14 protein-coding genes are annotated in these 16,740 nt (G+C 68.6%); 8 read left to right on the forward strand and 6 right to left on the reverse strand.

Annotated features, from left to right (window positions below; translation table 11 throughout):
- Nucleotides 1-24: 24 nt before the first annotated feature.
- Nucleotides 25-1,503, reverse strand: a complete 1,479-nt coding sequence (locus tag R9B84_RS11435; protein WP_423758044.1) for a cryptochrome/photolyase family protein — start codon at nt 1,501-1,503, stop codon at nt 25-27.
- A 585-nt stretch (nt 1,504-2,088) separates the two neighbouring features.
- On the opposite strand from R9B84_RS11435, the gene R9B84_RS11440 reads away from it, so the two are divergent.
- Nucleotides 2,089-2,568, forward strand: coding sequence for an SRPBCC domain-containing protein (locus tag R9B84_RS11440; RefSeq protein WP_423758045.1), 480 nt, complete (start codon nt 2,089-2,091; stop codon nt 2,566-2,568).
- Between the two features lie 13 nt (nt 2,569-2,581).
- Nucleotides 2,582-3,034 (forward strand): nuclear transport factor 2 family protein, encoded by a 453-nt coding sequence (locus R9B84_RS11445; protein WP_423758046.1) that lies wholly within the window; start codon nt 2,582-2,584, stop codon nt 3,032-3,034.
- 68 nt (nt 3,035-3,102) lie between these two features.
- Here the strand turns inward: R9B84_RS11445 and R9B84_RS11450 are convergent, their stop codons facing one another.
- Genes R9B84_RS11450 through R9B84_RS11465 form a run of 4 tightly spaced genes read right to left on the reverse strand, consistent with a single transcriptional unit; the run spans nt 3,103 to nt 7,233 of the window.
- Complete coding sequence (locus tag R9B84_RS11450) at nt 3,103-4,083, reverse strand: acetyltransferase (RefSeq protein WP_423758047.1); 981 nt, start codon at nt 4,081-4,083, stop codon at nt 3,103-3,105.
- A 17-nt stretch (nt 4,084-4,100) separates the two neighbouring features.
- Nucleotides 4,101-4,892 carry an SDR family oxidoreductase gene (locus tag R9B84_RS11455; RefSeq protein ID WP_423758048.1) on the reverse strand — a complete coding sequence of 264 codons (792 nt, stop codon included), beginning with the start codon at nt 4,890-4,892 and terminating at the stop codon, nt 4,101-4,103.
- A gap of 41 nt (nt 4,893-4,933) precedes the next feature.
- On the reverse strand, nt 4,934-6,127 hold the full coding sequence (locus tag R9B84_RS11460; protein ID WP_423758049.1) for a sulfotransferase family protein: 1,194 nt from the start codon (nt 6,125-6,127) through the stop codon (nt 4,934-4,936).
- Nucleotides 6,124-7,233 carry a DUF1214 domain-containing protein gene (locus tag R9B84_RS11465; RefSeq protein ID WP_423758050.1) on the reverse strand — a complete coding sequence of 370 codons (1,110 nt, stop codon included), beginning with the start codon at nt 7,231-7,233 and terminating at the stop codon, nt 6,124-6,126. The genes R9B84_RS11460 and R9B84_RS11465 overlap by 4 nt, the downstream gene beginning before the upstream one ends.
- 214 nt (nt 7,234-7,447) lie before the next feature.
- Between R9B84_RS11465 and cysD the strand changes: the two genes are divergently transcribed.
- The 5 genes from cysD to R9B84_RS11490 all read left to right on the forward strand — a co-directional run bounded on the left by cysD (nt 7,448) and on the right by R9B84_RS11490 (nt 14,286).
- The gene (gene cysD / locus R9B84_RS11470) at nt 7,448-8,344 is read left to right on the forward strand and encodes a sulfate adenylyltransferase subunit CysD (protein ID WP_423758051.1); all 897 of its coding nucleotides are present in this window, start codon (nt 7,448-7,450) and stop codon (nt 8,342-8,344) included.
- On the forward strand, nt 8,344-10,272 hold the full coding sequence (cysN, locus tag R9B84_RS11475; protein ID WP_423758052.1) for a sulfate adenylyltransferase subunit CysN: 1,929 nt from the start codon (nt 8,344-8,346) through the stop codon (nt 10,270-10,272). The genes cysD and cysN overlap by 1 nt, the downstream gene beginning before the upstream one ends.
- A 130-nt stretch (nt 10,273-10,402) precedes the next feature.
- Entirely contained in the window at nt 10,403-11,590 is a 1,188-nt protein-coding gene (locus R9B84_RS11480) for a helix-turn-helix transcriptional regulator (protein WP_423758053.1), read from the forward strand.
- A gap of 292 nt (nt 11,591-11,882) precedes the next feature.
- Nucleotides 11,883-13,250 (forward strand): MFS transporter, encoded by a 1,368-nt coding sequence (locus R9B84_RS11485; RefSeq protein WP_423758054.1) that lies wholly within the window; start codon nt 11,883-11,885, stop codon nt 13,248-13,250.
- Nucleotides 13,237-14,286, forward strand: coding sequence for a lactonase family protein (locus R9B84_RS11490; RefSeq protein WP_423758055.1), 1,050 nt, complete (start codon nt 13,237-13,239; stop codon nt 14,284-14,286). Before R9B84_RS11485 ends, R9B84_RS11490 begins: the two co-directional genes overlap by 14 nt.
- A 64-nt stretch (nt 14,287-14,350) precedes the next feature.
- Here R9B84_RS11490 and R9B84_RS11495 read toward each other — a convergent pair whose 3' ends face one another.
- On the reverse strand, nt 14,351-15,388 hold the full coding sequence (locus R9B84_RS11495) for an AraC family transcriptional regulator (RefSeq protein ID WP_423758056.1): 1,038 nt from the start codon (nt 15,386-15,388) through the stop codon (nt 14,351-14,353).
- Nucleotides 15,389-15,614: 226 nt separating this feature from the next.
- Between R9B84_RS11495 and R9B84_RS11500 the strand changes: the two genes are divergently transcribed.
- Nucleotides 15,615-16,724: a fatty acid desaturase gene (locus tag R9B84_RS11500; protein ID WP_423758057.1), complete on the forward strand. Its 1,110-nt coding sequence runs from the start codon at nt 15,615-15,617 to the stop codon at nt 16,722-16,724.
- Nucleotides 16,725-16,740: the final 16 nt, after the last annotated feature.

Genomic DNA, 16,740 nt, shown 5'->3' on the forward strand with positions numbered 1-16,740 from the left:
AAACCGGGCCGCGCGGGCAGACCGTCAGCGACGTTTCGGCAATGCGGCCAGCGCATCGAGCGCGCGAGCGCGCGCGGCGGCGTGATCGACGAGCGGTGCCGGATAGTCGACGCCGAGCCGCACGCCGGCCGCGTCGAGCTGCAGCGGCGACGCCTCCCACGGCGCGTGGATCGACGTGGTGTCGAGGCCCGCGAGTTCGGGCACCCAGCGCCGCACGTATGTGCCGTCCGGGTCGAACTTCTGGCCCTGCGCGACCGGGTTGAAGATGCGGAAATACGGCGCGGCGTCGGCGCCGCAGCCGGCCACCCACTGCCAGCTCGCCGCGTTGTTCGCGGGATCGGCGTCGACCAGCGTGTCCCAGAACCACGCTTCGCCGGCGCGCCAGTCGATCAGCAAATGCTTGATCAGGAACGACGCGACGACCATCCGCACACGGTTGTGCATCCAGCCGGTCGTCCACAACTCGCGCAGGCCCGCATCGACGAGCGGATAGCCGGTCCGGCCGCGCTGCCATGCGCGCAGCGCCGCGGAATCGTCACGCCACGGCATCGCGTCGAACTGCGCGCGGAAGTTGTCGGTCGCGAGCGCCGGAAAGTGATACAGCAGCGCGTAGCTGAATTCGCGCCAGCCGAGCTCGCTCAGGAACTTGTCGGCGTCTGCCGCGTACGCCGCGCCGCCGGCATTCGCGGCGCCCTGCACCGCGTGCCACACCTGTCGCGGCGATACGTTGCCGAAGCGCAGGTACGGCGACAGCCGACTCGTCGCGGGCCGGTCGGGACGATCGCGCGCATCCGTGTAGCCGGCGAGCGACGCCGTCAGGAACGCGTCGAGCCGTTCATGCGCACCGGCCTCGTCGGGTGCGGACCACGCATCGCGCAGGCCGCCTGCCCAGTCCGGCGCGGGCGGGCGCAACGCGAGCGCGTCGAGCGCCAGCGCACGGTCACGCACGGTTTCCGGCCACGGTTGAAACACGATCCGTTCCGGTTCCGGCAGCGGCGCGGCGACCGTGCGGTCGCGGCGCGCCGCGCGCCAGTACGCGGTGAACACCTGGTACGGCGCACCGCTGCCCGTCAGCACCTCCCACGGTTCGTTCAGCAGGCTGCCGTTGCTGCTCTCGACCGTGACGCCGCGCGCCTTGAACGACGCCTTCAGCGCCGCATCGGCGTCGCGCTGCGGCTGCGCGTAGCGGCGATTCCAGTACACGGCCGCCGCGCCCGTGTCGTGCGCGACGCGCTCGATCTCGCGCTGCGCGTCGCCGCGCAACAGCAGCAGGCGCCCGCCGTGACGCGCGAGCGCGGCGTCGAGCCCGGCCAGCGCCCCGTGCAGCCACCAGCGCGCTGCGCCGCCTGGCGGGCGACCCGCGCCGGCGCCCATGTCGTCGACGAACACGCAGACGAGCGGCCGGCCCGACTCGACCGCGCGCGTCAGCGCGGGCTGGTCGGTCACGCGCAGATCGTCGCGAAACCAGACGATCGCGGGAGCAACGGACGACTTGGCGGGCACGGGCACCTCGATGCGGAAAGCGGAACGGGATGCGTATTGTCGCGGCTGCGCCGCGGGGTGTCGACGCTCGACGTGTCGACTTGCCAACTTGCCAACTTGCCAACTTGCCAACTTGCCGACGTGCCGACGTGCCGACGTGCCGACCTGCCAACCTGCCGACCTGCCAACCTGCCGACCTGCCAACCTGCCGACCTGCCAACCTGCCGACCTGCTGACGTGCCAACTTGCCGACGTGCCGACGTGCCGACGTGCCGACCTGCCAACCGGCCGACCTACGGACCTGCGGACGTGCGGACGTGCCGACGTGCCGACGCTCGACGTGCCAACACCGATGATGGCCACGGCCATCGCACCACCTCGCGCGCCCGGTGAAACGCCTTAGTCCATTCCGACGATTCTTCACCGCGTCCGCCGGCCTACGCTCGATGTCGGGTGCACCGCGATGTGCGGCACGTGCCGCCGCTACCGGCACCGCGCGTCCCGCTCCGCACCCGCCACGCGCGCCGGCCGATGCCGGCGCGAATCCTTCCGACCGCCGCGGCGCCCGGCCACCCGGGCGCACGCAGCCTCACCCGATAAACCTCCATGACCAAACCTTCGAATCTCGTCACCTCGATCACCGTCGACATCGACGCGCCGGCCTCCGTCGTGTGGGAAGTGCTGACCGACTACTCACGCTACGGCGAATGGAACACGTTTTGCGTCGGCTTCGAAACGACCGGCAGGCTCGGCGATTTCGTGCACATGCAGGTTCGCATCCCGGGCACGGAGACCGTGATTCCCGTCAACGAGATCCTCGTCGCCTGTGAGCCCGAGCGCCTGCTGTCGTGGGAGCAGCGCCCGACCGACGACAACAAGGACGCCGCGCGCCGCGACCAGTACATCGACGCCGACGGCCCGGAGCGCTGCCGTTACTTCACGACCGACCAGTTCCTCGGCGTCAACGCGGACACGATCATGCAGAACCACGGCGCGTGGGTAAAACAGGGCTTCGACCAGTGCGCGCGCGACGTGAAGCAGCGCGCCGAAGCGCTGCATGCGGCGCGCCGGCGCAACAGCGCGTGACCGGGAGCGGCCGATGCCCGATCTGCAAACGCTGTCCGACCATCACGACATCCGCGAAATGGTCGTCGCATATTCGAGCGCGATCGATACGCGCGACTTCGACGCGCTCGATGCCGTATTCACGCCCGACGCGGCGATCGACTATCGCGCGATGGGCGGCATCGCCGGCCGTTATCCGGACGTGAAGGCGTGGCTGCGCACCGTGCTGCCGCAGTTCCCGCAGTACCAGCACATGGTCGGCAACCTGTCGATCCGGCTCGACGGCGACACCGCGCGCGGCCGCACGATCTGCTTCAATCCGATGGAAGTCGCACTGCCGGACGGCGGCACGCAGGTGATGTTTCTCGGGCTGTGGTACGTCGACCGGTTCGTGCGCACCGCGCAGGGATGGCGCATCGCCGAGCGCGTCGAGGAGCGCTGCTACGGCCACAACGTGCCGGCCGTGCTCGCGGGCGCGACCGGCTGATCCGGTTGAACCGGCGACGACGCGCGCCGTGCGATTGCCGCACGGCGCGCGTGTCGAGGATCGCTAAATCAATCGAGCCGGAACGCCGCCTCGAAACGCGCGGCGAATGCGTCGAACTCGGTTTCCGGCAGATGGTTGATGCCACCTGCGCGCTTGCGCCCGCCTCCGGTCGCAAAGCCGCGGCAGAACTCGTCGGCGCCGAGCGGCCGGCCGTCGGGCACGCGCACACTGACGACGAGCCCGCCATCGGCGCGCGGCGACAGCACCGCGAGCGCCGCATGCGGCGCGTTGCGCATCCGTTCGTTCGCGAGCATCCCTGTTGCACGCCGCGCCCACGGTTGATCAGGCATCCGTACCAGCGTCGCGCCCGGCACCTCGCGCAGCGGCGCGAGCGCGCACGCACGCGCCATGTCGTCGCGGTAGCCGTCGCGCAGTGCGGCGAACACGGCGGTCTCGCACACGAAATCGAGCGGATCGACGCATGGCAGCATCGCGTCGGCGAGCGCCGCCGGATCGAAGTGCAGATCGCCGACGCAATCGCCGTACGCGTTGTAGTTCAGGTAAAGCCCGAGTTCGGCGAGCGTGGATCGCCCGGCCTCGTCGATCCCGTGCTCCTGCGCGAGCGCGTTACCGAGCGCCGGCAGTTCGTCGCCGAATGCCGCGACGATCGCCCAGCGCACATGCCGGCCGCCGAGATAGCGGTTCACGAGCGCGCTCGTGCAAACATCGGCGGCCGTGTCGATATGCGCGTCGAAACGCGGATCGTCGGGCAGCTCGCCCGCGAAGTGGTGATCGAAATAGCGGACCGTCGCGCCGTCGCGCAGCAGCCGCGCGCACGCGTCGCGGTTCTGGTCGTGCGACACGTCGAGCACGGTGACGAGGTCGCCCGCACGAGCATCGATCCGTTCGAGCAGCTTGATGTCGCGCTTCACGCCGGTCACGAGCGTGCCGTGCACGCCTTCCGCGAGCCGCAGTTGCTGAAGCGCGCACAGGCCGTCCGCGTCGCCGTTGAACGCGAAAAAATGCCGCGCGTCGTGGTTGTCCTGCATGATCCTTTGCTCCATCGTCAGGGCATGAAATCGCCGCCGTTCGCGTCGAGCGTCGCGCCCGTCACCGCGTTCGCATAGTCGGACGCGAGAAACAGCGCCGCGCGCGCGCAGTCGTCGTCGGTCGGCAGCTTCGCGAGCGCGATGTTCGACGCGATCGGCGCGATGATCTGTTCTTCCGTCATCCCGTATTCGGCGGCCGCCTGGCGGAAATACGCCTGCGTCGGCACGCCCCACATCCAGCCCATGTGGATGCTGTTCGCGCGAATGCCGTGCACGCCGAGTTCGCGCGCCAGGTATTTTGCCGCAACTGCGAGCGCACCCTTCGAAACAGCGTAGCCACCTTCGCCTGCAAAAGGCTTGCGGGTCGCCTGCGTGTTGATCATCACGATCGCGCCACACTTCTCGCGCTTCATGTGCGGCACGACCTCCTGCGTGAGCGCCATCGTGCCGAACACGTTGGTGTCGAACACCGCGCGCCAGCCGTCGAGATCCGCTTCCTCGACCGGCTCCGGAAACGTGCCGTGCACGAATGCACTGTTCACGAGTGCGTCGATCCGGCCGAAGCGCTCGACGGCCTGCGTCGCGAGCTGCCGGCATTGCGCGCGGTCGGTGATGTCGGTCTGCACCTTCAGCACGTCGCAATCGACGCGGAGTGTGCGAATCCGCGCTTCGGCATCGTCGAGCTTCTCCAACGTGCGCGCCGCGACGACCACGCCGCGCGCCCCCTCGCGCGCGGCCTCGACGGCGAGCTTCACACCGAGGCCCGGCCCGATCCCGGATATCACGACGATCTTGTCCTTCAGCAACATGGGTTGTCTCCTGGTTGTCGTTCGTCTCGCGGATGCGGCCGTCAGCCGGCCGCCCGCAGGTGCCGCGCGCGATACGCGGCGAAGTCGTGCGCGAGCTGCGCATCGGTGAAGCCGAAGCGCGCGATCGAATAGTCGTGCGCGGCGCGCTTGTCGCGACCATTGCGCGCCATCCAGTCCGTCATCGCCGCGCGCTGCCGCACATCGAGCGGCATGCCGGCAAACGCGTACACGGCTTCCGCGACGCCGAGCGGATTCGCTACGGTGTCCTCGAAACGCACGTCGAGGAACCGGTCGGCCGGCAGCGCGTCACGCGCGGTCATCGCCGCGCCGATCGCGCGCGCCATCCCCGCGTTCCATTGCGCGCCGACGGCGAGCGGATCCGGATCGTCCGCATACATCTGCCACAGCGTGTGCGCCATGCTCGCCATCGACGGAATCGTCTGCGCCGGATCGCGGTGCGTGAGCACGACCTGCGCGCGCGGGAACGCGCGGCACAGCACGTCGAGCGCATGCAGGTGCTGCGGCGTCTTCAGCAGCCAGCGCTCGGCCGGCGCGACGCCGCGCTGCGCCTTCTGCCACTGCAGGAACTGCAGCATCCGCTTCAGGTACGTGTAGACCGGCGTGAGATCCTGCTGCGCGAGCCATGCCGTATAGCGCGGCACGTTCGCGTACGAATCCATCGCGCACACGAACGCGTGCTCCATCAGCATGAACTCCTCGTCGGCGAGCATCGCGTCGAGCGGATGGATCGCCAGGATCTGCGGGATGCAGTCGATCATCGTCGCGACCTCGGCCTGCGCGCGTGCGATGCGCACGGTCGGCGCGTCGAGCGTCTCGCCGGCGAGCGGCGCCGGGTAGCGCGTTTCCCACCACGCCGCAGAATGAAAGCGCGGGTCGACGGCCAGCAGCCGTTGCAACAGCGTCGTGCCCGTGCGCGGCAGGCCGACGATCACGAGCGGATCGTCGATCGCGATATCCGCGATCTCCGGATGACGCCGGAAGTAATACTCGACGACGAGCCGGTTCACGAGCTGGCCGACGAGCTTCTCGCGCATCATCTCCGCGCCGCGCGCGGACAGCTTCGCTTCGTCGATCAGCGATGCGCACATCACGTCGAGCGCGTCGCGATACGGCCCGTCGCCGAACGCGGTGAGCCCGCCCGTACGCGACACGGCTTCGGCGATCAGTCCGTCGGCGGCGAGCAGCGTGCGGATCCGGTCGAGCGGCGCGTTCATGCGGCCTCCTTCAGCGTGGCGAGCTTGACGACGCGCGTGCGCGGATGCACGGGTTGCGCGGCACCGACCCAGCGCCAGCAGATCGTGCCCGTGCGGTGCCCGGCCGTATCGAGCCAGTTCGCGTCGCCCGGCCGTGCTGCCGCGACGACCACCGTCACGCCGCCGTCGGCATTCAGCCGCGCGCTGTTCTTGTTCACGCAGATGTCGAAGTGGCGGTAGTCGAGCGACTCCATCCAGTAGTTGTTGAGCTGCACGTTCCAGAAATCGCAGTCGGGCACCGTGTCGACGTCGATCACGAGCGCTTCGTCGTCGGCCAGCGACCAGCACGAGTGGTAGTAGTAGATGTTCGGGTCGCCGCCGACCGACTGGCACAGCGCCTGGTCGGCGGGCGGCAGCACATTGACGTGCGACCGGTAGCTCGCGGCCCAGTCGGCGAACAGCTTCGACGTCTGCTCGACGAACTGCGCGGCGCGCGTGAGCCCGCCCTGCAGCACGAGCGGGTCGAGCGGCGCCGGGCGATCCTGCGCGCCGATGCGCTCGATCTTCAGTTGCGCGGGCGTCTCCGCGCGCCGGTCGAGGAAGGTCTGGCGCACCAGCAGCGCGTTGGTGCCGGGCTCCATGCGCACCCAGTTGCCTGCGCACGGCGTTTCGCTCAGCACGATCTCGAAGCTGCCGTCCGCCGCGATCTCGAGCTGCTTCGCATCGAGAAAACCCGTCTGCAGCATCTTGCCGTCGGTTTCGTAGCCGCCCTTCTGCGTGCCGAAGCTCAGGTACGCGACCGTGCCGCGCCGCCCCGTCACGCGGTATTCGCAACGGCCGTCGACGCGTGCGTACTGGTACAGGTTGTCGGGATTGTCGGCGCCGATCTTCGCGGTCTCATGCGACGGCGAGAAGAAGCCGGGCCATGCGCCGTCCGCGAACTCGACGTGCATTTCCAGCGCGATGCGCATCAGCCGGCTCAGGTAGCGGAAACCTTCCGCGCGCGTCAGCGGATCGTCCGGCGCTTCGGCGCGCAGGATCTGTTGTCCGCTGCGTTTCAGGGTGTCGCAGAAATCGGCCCAGGTCTGGCCCGAAAGCAATTGCGTGGCACGTGTGTCGTCCGTCATGTGTCGTCTCCGCCGATGGTCGAGCGCTCACCTTAAGCGCCCGTGTCGCGCGCCACTTCGTCCGGGTGGACTAAGGAAAGATCCGCTGCGTTGCCAGGTCGCCTTTTAGTCCACCCGGACGAAGAGCGGCATGCCCCTCGCTCGATACCGTTGGCGTCATGCACGAAACGCCGCACATGTCGCGCGGCGCCGGCATGAAACAAGGAGACGAACGATGTTGACCCACTTGGAGCGACTGGAGGCCGAAAGCATCCACATCATGCGCGAGGTGGTCGCGGAGAGCGAGAACCCGGTGATGCTGTATTCGATCGGCAAGGACAGCTCGGTCATGCTGCATCTCGCGATGAAGGCGTTCTACCCGGCGAAGCCGCCCTTTCCGCTGCTGCACGTCGATACGACCTGGAAATTCCGCGAGATGATCGTGTTTCGCGACCAGACGGCCGAACGGCTCGGCCTCGACCTGCGCGTGCACATCAACCCCGACGGCGTCGCGAACGACATCAATCCGTTCACGCATGGCTCGGCCGTGCACACCGACGTGTGGAAGACGCAGGGGCTCAAGCAGGCGCTCGATCACTACGGCTTCGACGCCGCGTTCGGCGGCGCGCGCCGCGACGAGGAAAAATCGCGCGCCAAGGAGCGCATCGTATCGCTGCGCTCGGAACAGCACCGCTGGGACCCGAAGCGCCAGCGTCCCGAACTCTGGTCGCTGTACAACGCGCGCAAGCGCAAAGGCGAAAGCCTGCGCGTATTCCCGATCTCGAACTGGACCGAACTCGACATCTGGCAATACATCCAGCTTCACGACATCCCGATCGTGCCGCTCTACTTCGCGAAGGAACGCCCGGTCGTCGAACGCGACGGCGCGCTGATCATGGTCGACGACGAACGTTTGCCATTGCGCGAAGGCAAAGTGCCGCAGATGCGCAAGGTGCGCTTTCGCACGCTCGGCTGCTATCCGCTGACGGGCGCGATCGACAGCGATGCGACGACGCTCGACGACATCCTGCAGGAGATGCGCGAGACGCGCACGTCCGAGCGCCAGGGGCGCCTGATCGACAGCGATTCGGCCGGTTCGATGGAAAAGAAGAAACAGGAGGGATATTTCTGATGGCACACGTACTCACCGCGCCCGACAGGCTCGCGCGCCACGACTCCGCCGCGTCCGCCGCGTCCGCCGCCGATGACGACGCGCAAACCAGGGACCTGCTGCGCTTCATTACGTGCGGCAGCGTCGACGACGGCAAGAGCACGCTGATCGGCCGCCTGCTCTACGAATCGAACATGCTGTTCGACGACCAGCTCACGCAACTCGAGGCCGATTCGAAGAAGGTCGGCACGCAGGGCGGCGAACTCGATTTCGCGCTGCTCGTCGACGGCCTGTCGGCCGAGCGCGAGCAAGGGATCACGATCGACGTCGCGTACCGCTTCTTTGCAACCGCGCGGCGCAAGTTCATCGTCGCCGATACGCCCGGCCACGAGCAGTACACGCGCAACATGATCACCGGCGCGTCGACCGCCGATCTCGCCGTGATCCTGATCGACGCGCGCAAGGGCGTGCTCACGCAGACGCGCCGCCACAGCCATCTCGTCGCGCTGATCGGCATCAAGCGCGTCGTGCTCGCGATCAACAAGATGGATCTCGTCGACTACGACCAGGCCGTGTTCGATCGCATCGACGCCGACTATCGCGCGTTCGCGGCCGAGCTCGGGCTGGCGGAGATCGTCAGCATCCCGATGTCGGCGCTGCGCGGCGACAACGTGATCGTGCCGAGCGCGCAGATGCCGTGGTACGCGGGCCCGCCGCTGATGCAGCATCTCGACCGCCTGCCGCTCGCCGCGCGCGTGACGCGCGACGAGCCGTTCCGGCTGCCCGTGCAATGGGTCAACCGCCCGCACCTGAACTTCCGCGGCTACGCGGGCAGCATCGCATCGGGCGAAATCCGCGTCGGCGAGCGCGTGCGCGTGCTGCCGTCCGGCAAGGAGAGCCGGGTCGCGTCGGTGATCACGCAGCGCGGCGAAAGCGACGTCGCGCGCGCCGGCGACGCGGTGACGCTCACGCTCGCCGACGAGATCGACATCAGCCGCGGCGACCTGATCGCGCGCGCGGACGCGCCGCCGGAAGTGGCCGACCAGTTCGAGGCGACGCTCGTGTGGATGCACGACGAGCCGCTGCTGCCCGGCCGCCCGTATCTCGTGAAGCTCGGCACGCAGACGGTCGGCGCGACCTGCGCGACGCCGAAGTACAAGATCGACGTGAACACGCGCGAGCATCTCGCGGCGCGCACGCTCGCGCTCAACGAGATCGGCGTGTGCAACCTGAGCTTCGACCGGCCCGTCGCGTTCGATCCGTACGACCGGAACCGCCATACGGGCGGCTTCATCGTGATCGACCGCTTCACCAACGACACGGTCGGCGCCGGGATGCTGCACTTCGCGCTGCGCCGCGCGCACAACGTGCACTGGCAGGCCGTCGACGTCGATCGCGACGCGCGTGCGGTGCAGAAGGCGCAGACGCCGCGCATCGTGTGGCTGACCGGGCTGTCGGGCGCCGGCAAGTCGACGATCGCGAACCTCGTCGAGAAGCGGCTGCATGCGCTCGGCAGGCACACGTACCTGCTCGACGGCGACAACGTGCGGCACGGGCTCAATCGCGATCTCGGCTTCACCGAGGCCGATCGCGTAGAGAACATCCGGCGCGTCGCCGAAGTGGCGCGGTTGATGCTCGACGCGGGGCTCATCACGCTCGTGTCGTTCATCTCGCCGTTTCGTGCCGAGCGCGACATGGCGCGCGCGCTGGTCGGCCCCGACGAGTTCGTTGAAGTGTTCGTCGACACGCCGCTCGCGGTCGCCGAGGAACGCGATCCGAAGGGCCTGTACAAGAAGGCGCGGCGCGGCGAGTTGAAGCACTTCACCGGCATCGACTCGCCGTACGAGCCGCCCGCGCAGCCCGAACTGCGCGTCGACACGGTGGCCGAGTCGCCGGAACAAGCGGCGGACCGCATCGTCGCGTACCTGCTGCGCGAGCGCGCGGCGTAAGCGCCGCATGCGGGCGGCCCGGCGGTTGCCCGCCTGTTCGCGTCGCCTACTCCGTTCGGGTGACGCGGGCCGCCGGCCGGCCGGTATGCTGGTTCGGGAATACTTCATCCCGACCCAGGAGAATACGAGCATGCGGATCGCGCTGGCGCCCGGCGACACGGCCACGCACGACGGTTTCGACGACGCGGCGTGGACGGCGCGCGAACTCAGCGCGTGGCTCGGGCTCGTCTACCAGGGCCCGTCGGAAGCGACCCCGTGGGCAGGCTTTCTCGAAGCGATCCGCGTGCGGCTCGACGCGAGCTTCACGACGCTCGTGCTGCGCAATCCGGGCGGCTCGCGGCACGGGCTCATCATCAATGCATCGACACACGGCCCGCTGCTGCCCGGCGAGCCGTCGTACAGCGAGCAGTTCTATGCGCTGTGCCCGTTTCTCGACCACCCGCCCGGCCAGGTGTTCACCGCCGACCGGCTGCTCGGCGAAACCGCGTGGCGCGCGCACGATTTCTACCGGCAGTACCTGCAGCCGCTCGACCTGCGCTACATCCTCGGCGCGAACCTGCGCGGCGAACGCGGCGTCGAGTGCGCGTTCTTCGTGAGCCGCGCGCACGGCGGCCGCGATTTCGATGCGGCCGAGCGCGCGCAGGTCGCGACGCTGCTGCCGCACCTGCAGCGCGCGGTCGAGCTGCACGCGGCGCTCGACGTGCTCGATGCCGAACGCGCGCTGTATGCGGGCACCGTCGACCGCCTCGATGTCGGCACCGCGATCGTCGACGAGGACGGCCGCGTGATCAAGCGCAACCGCATCGCCGAGCGGCTGATCGAGCAACAGGACGGGCTGTGCATGCGCCAGGAGCGGCTCCACGCATCGTGCCCGCTCGACGAGCGCCGGCTGCAGAAGGCGCTGCAGGCCGCGCTCGAGCATTTCCGCACGGGCGCGCTCGCACGCATCGAAGCCACCACGCTGTCGCGCCCCGGCGGCGCGATGCCGTTGAGCGTGCTGCTGCGCCCGCTCGCGCCCTACCGCGGCGCCGAGGACCGCCAGCACCGGCCGGCCGTCGCGGTGTTCGTCCGCGATCCGGCGTCGTCGCCGCAGACGTCGCGCGACATGCTGCACCGGCTGTTCCGGCTCACGCCGATGGAAACCGAAATCGCGCTGCTGCTCGTCGACGGGCTCACGCTCGACGAAGCGGCCGCCGCGACGGGCATCACGAAGAACACCGCGCGCGCGCACCTGCGCGGCATCTTCGCGAAGACAGGCGCGACGCGGCAGGCCGTGCTCGTGAAAACGCTGCTCAACAGCGTCGTGTCGATGGCGTAGCGGGCCGTGGCGGCTGCCGCCGGACAGCCTGCGCGGCCGACGCACGACGCGGGTCGCGACCGGGCACCTCGCGATCGGTGCAATCTCGCTTGACGTCATACGTCATCAGACATGATCGAATAGCCAACCGATCTCATGATATTCCCCAGTATCTGAGAAATTCCCGGGTAAACCCGCGACGCCTTCATCTGCGCTCAGGCGTACCATGTCATACGACGACATACTACATCGCCCCCCCCATACGCCGACGCGGGCTGCCGCCCCGTCCGCCGCCGCCCGACCGGAGACACCGTTGAACCCACCCTCGCCCGCGCTGCCCGGCCGCGACCCGCTCGCGTCCGCCGTCTCGAAAGTGAAGTGGCACGTGCTGCCGCTCGTGCTGATCATGTTCATCGCGAACTACATCGACCGCGTGAACGTCGGTTTCGTCGATCGCCACCTCGAAGCGTCGATCGGCATCGGCGCGGCCGCGTACGGGCTCGGCGCCGGGCTGTTCTTCGTCGGCTATGCGCTGTTCGAAGTGCCGTCGAACCTGCTGATGCAGCGCTACGGCGCACGCGTGTGGCTCGCGCGGATCATGGCGACGTGGGGCATCGTCGCGGCCGCGATGGCGTTCGTGTGGAACGACACGTCGTTCTACGTGCTGCGCTTCCTGCTCGGCGCGGCCGAGGCCGGCTTCTTCCCCGGTGTCGTGCTGTACCTGTCGCAATGGCTGCCGCCGCAGGAGCGCGGCAAGGCGATGGCGATCTTCCTCGGCGGCTCCGCGTTCGCGTCGGTGCTGTCCGGGCCCGTCACCGGCGCGCTGCTGTCGATCCACGGCTTCGGGCTCGAAGGCTGGCAATGGATGTTCCTGATCGAAGGGCTGTTCTCGGTCGTGCTGTGCGGCGCATGCTGGCTGCTGCTGAAATCGCACATCCGCGACGCGACGTGGCTCACGACCGACGAACGCGCGGCGCTCGAAACGGCGCTCGACGCGGAACGCACGACGCGCGACGTGCGCTCGAACGTGCCCGTGCGCGCCACCGCGCTGCTGCGCGATCCGCAGATCATGCTGTTCTGCTTCCTGTATTTCTCGATCCAGTTGACGATCTACGCGGCCACGTTCTGGCTGCCGACGATCATCCGCAAGATGGGCGGCCTCACCGATTTCCAGGTCGGCCTGTACAACACGATTCCGTGGATGATCGCGATCGGCGCGATGTACGGCTTCGCGGTGCTGTCGTCGAAGTGGAAGCATCCGCAGCGCTGGCTCGCGTTCGCGCTCGTGCTCGCCGCATGCGGGCTGTTCGCGTCGACGTCGCACGATCCCGTGTGGTCGTTCGCGTCGATCTGCTTCGCCGCGCTCGGCTTCAAGGCCGCGTCGTCGCTGTTCTGGCCGATCCCGCAAGGCTATCTCGACACGCGCGTGGCCGCGGCCGTGATCGCGCTGATCAACTCGGTCGGCAACCTCGGCGGCTTCGTCGCGCCGACGGCATTCGGTTATCTGAAGCAACATACGGGTTCGATCACGGGCGGGCTGTATGCGCTCGCGATCGCATCCCTCGTCGCCGCGGTCGCCGCGCTGTTCGCGCGCACGCACCGGTGCAGCGATCCGCCGCGCGGCCTGCCGGCCGACGAGTCCTTCACGAACGCTACGATGCTCCGCCATGCCGAACACTGACCGCCTGACCGTCGTCGTCTCGAATGCCACCGACGGCGACCTCGCCACGTTCTCCCTCACGGGCGACGGCACACTCGCGCCGCTCGCCCGCTACCCGGCCGCCGACGTGGCGATGCCGATCGCCGTGCAGGCCGACCGTGCGCGGCTCTACGTCGCGACGCGCGGCGAACAGCCGACGATCGTCGCGTTCCGCGTCGCCCCGGCCACCGGCGCGCTCGCGCGCATCGGCGCGACCGCGATCGACGCGAGCCACGCGTACCTGTCGCTCGACCGCAGCGGCCGCTGGCTGCTCGGCGCTTCGTACGGCGGGAATTCGCTGAGCCTCTACGACGCCGCACGCGTGCGCGACGGCGACGGCACGCCGCTGCAGGTGGCCGGCGGCATCGCGAACGCGCATGCGGTGGTCGTATCGCCGGACAATCGTTTCGCGTATGTCAGTTCGCTCGGCTCGGATCGCATGTTCAGCTTCGCGCTCGTCGAAGACGCGGCCGGTCTGCGTTTGGTCGAACACGGCGAGTCGCGCGTGCCGGCTGGCTTCGGCCCGCGTCACCTGCGATTCGCACGCGACGGCCGCGCGCTCATCGTCGTCAGCGAATTCCAGGGCACGCTCGCGACGCTCGCGCGCGATCCCGACAGCGGCCGGCTCGGCGACGCGCGCGTGAGCGCGCGCCACCCGGCTGTCGCCGAACTCGCGCCAGGCCATGCGCGGCCGCCCGCGCCTACCGAACCTTCGGTGTGGGCCGCCGACCTGCATCTGACGCCCGACGAGCGTTTCGCGTATGTCAGCGAACGCACGTCGAGCCAACTGCTCTGCTATCGCCGCACCGACGACGGCGCGTTCGAGCCCGCACACGCGACACCCACCGAAACCCAGCCGCGCGGGTTCGCGATCGATCCATCGGGACACTGGCTCGTCGCGTGCGGCGAGCAGTCGGAATACGTGTCGGTGTACGCGATCGCGCCGGACGACGGCGCGCTGTCGCTGCACGCGCGCGTGCCGGGCGGGCGCGGCGCAAACTGGGTCGCGATCGTCTGATGAAGCGACGCCAGGCGCGGAATCCGGCAGGTCCGCCGCGAACGCAGGTCCGCCGTGCCTGCGTTCAGCGCCGCTCGCTCGGCGCAACACCCGTCCAGCGCTTGAACGCGCGCGTGAAATTGGCGCGGTCCGTATAACCGACGCGCGCCGCGATCTCGTCGACCGGCAGGCGCGTGCCCTCGAGCAGCCGCAGCGCGTCGCGCAGCCGGATCTCGTCGAGCAGCGTCGAATAGGTCGCGCCGTACTCGGCGAGCTTGCGCTTGAGCGTACGCGCCGATACATGCAGTTCGCGCGCAACGTCGTCGACCGACGGATAACCGCCATCGCCGCAGATCAGCAGGTTGCGCACGCGCTCGACGATGCTCTCCGCATAACCGAGCCGCGCGAGTTCGGCCTCGCATTGCTGGACGATCATCTGCGCGGTCTGCGCGTTCGCGGTGCCGATCGGCTCGTCGAGCAGCGCGGCGTCGCAGCGGATGCGGTTCGCGCTCGCGTCGAAATGGCAGCGCGGCAATCGCGCGCGATAACGCTCGAACCACGGCGGTTCGGGCCATGCGAAGTGGAGTTCGGCGCGCGACTGCAGCGTGCGCCCCGGCGCCGGATACAGCAGCGAATTGAACAGGATCGCCGTCTCGACCAGGAAATTCTCGACTGCGAACTGACGCAGCCGGCCGAGCGGAAACGCTTCGAGCACGTCGATGTCGACGATCCCGTCGAGCTGCGAGAGCCGCACCGAGAAGAACGGCACGCGCGTCGGCAGGTAACGGATGCCGAGCCCAATCGCCTCGCCGAGCGTCGCGCAGCTCATCAGCCCGAAGCCGATCAGCCCCGCTTTCGTCAGGCTGCTGCGCAGGCCGATCTCGATCGCGATCGACGGGTCGTCGGTCGCATCGAGCAGGTTGAACACGATCGCCGCCTGCTGCAGCGGCGTGATGCGCGCATCGGGCTGCGCGAGCCGGTCGCGCTCGACGCCCGAGCCGGCGAGAATGCGTCCGCCATCGATGCCGCGCTCCTCGGCCAGCATCAGCATGAACAGCGCATACGCAGACGACACCGTCGCCTTGTTCAACTGGCGCGCGGCATCCGGGACGGACAGGGCCATGCGGCGGACTCCGGAGCGGTTTCGGCGGATTGTAGCGTCGCTGGCCCGCAATGACACCGCGGCGGCACTCTAGCCGCGCAGCGCGCCGTCGGGCGCCCGCTCGCCGGCCAGCGTGGCCCGAAATGACACCGCCATTGGCACCGGCGGCCCTCGCGTGCGGTGCGGCGCGCGCCTATGCTTGTCACATCGGCATAACGCCCCACTCTTTCCGCACGGATTCCGGTCGATGAGCCAACCTGCACGAATCGTCTTTCGCAACGACGCAGACAAGGTCGCGTACGTCCGCCGCGAGGTCAACGCCGCGAGCGATGCGATTCGCGCGCGCTTTCCGCTGCTCGACCACCAGAACCTCGTCGGCGCGACCGTAATGGCCGTGTCGGTAGCCGCGATGCTCGCGATCGCGTGGCTGTATGCACGCGGCACGATCGCGTGGTACGTCGCGCTGCCGCTCGCCGCGTTCGTCACGTCGTTGATTCACGAGCTCGAGCACGACCTGATCCACCTGATGTACTTCAAGAAAACGCCGTGGGCCTATCACCTGATGATGGCGCTGTGCTGGCTCACGCGGCCCGGCACGATCAACCCGTGGACGCGGCGGCGCATGCACCTGCATCACCACAAGGTGTCGGGCGGCGAATCGGATCTCGAGGAATTCGGCATCACCAACGGCGAGCGCTGGGGCGTGAAGCGGCTGCTGATGATCGCGGACGGGATGCTCGCCGTCGTGCTGCGGCCGGCCGCGATGCGCCGCAAGGTGAAGCAGTACGTGGCCGCGCAGCCGGTGCAGGATCCGGCCGAGCGCATGCAGCTGCGCGTCGAGCAGGTGTCGTCGTACATGCCGGTCGGTCACGTGTACTACGCGCTGTGGCATGCGTTCATCGTCTATCACGTCGGCCGGTTCGCGCTGCATGCGTTCGGCTATGCGGTGACGGTGCCGGCCCTCGTCGAACGTGCGATGAACGTCGTCGATTTTCTCGCGGTGGTGTGGCTCGGGCCGAACTTCTTGCGCAGCTTCTGCATCAACTTCGTCAGCTCGAACATGCACTACTTCGGCGACATCGATTCGCGCAACGTGATCCAGCAGACGCAGGTGCTCAACCCGTGGTGGATGGTGCCGTTCCAGTTGTTCTGCTTCAATTTCGGCAGCACGCACGCGATCCATCACTTCGTGGTGCGCGATCCGTTCTACATCCGGCAACTGACCGCGCGAACCGCGCATGCGGCACTGCGCGAAGTCGGTGTGCGCTTCAACGACGTCGGCACGTTCGCGCGTGCGAATCGCTGGGGGGCTTATCGCCCGTCTCACGGCACGCGCAACGCGCAAGCCGACGCGTAATACCGGCGCCGGCAGC

The sequence above is a fragment of the Burkholderia sp. NLJ2 genome (assembly GCF_049487195.1).
Classification (GTDB): Bacteria; Pseudomonadota; Gammaproteobacteria; order Burkholderiales; family Burkholderiaceae; genus Burkholderia; species Burkholderia pyrrocinia.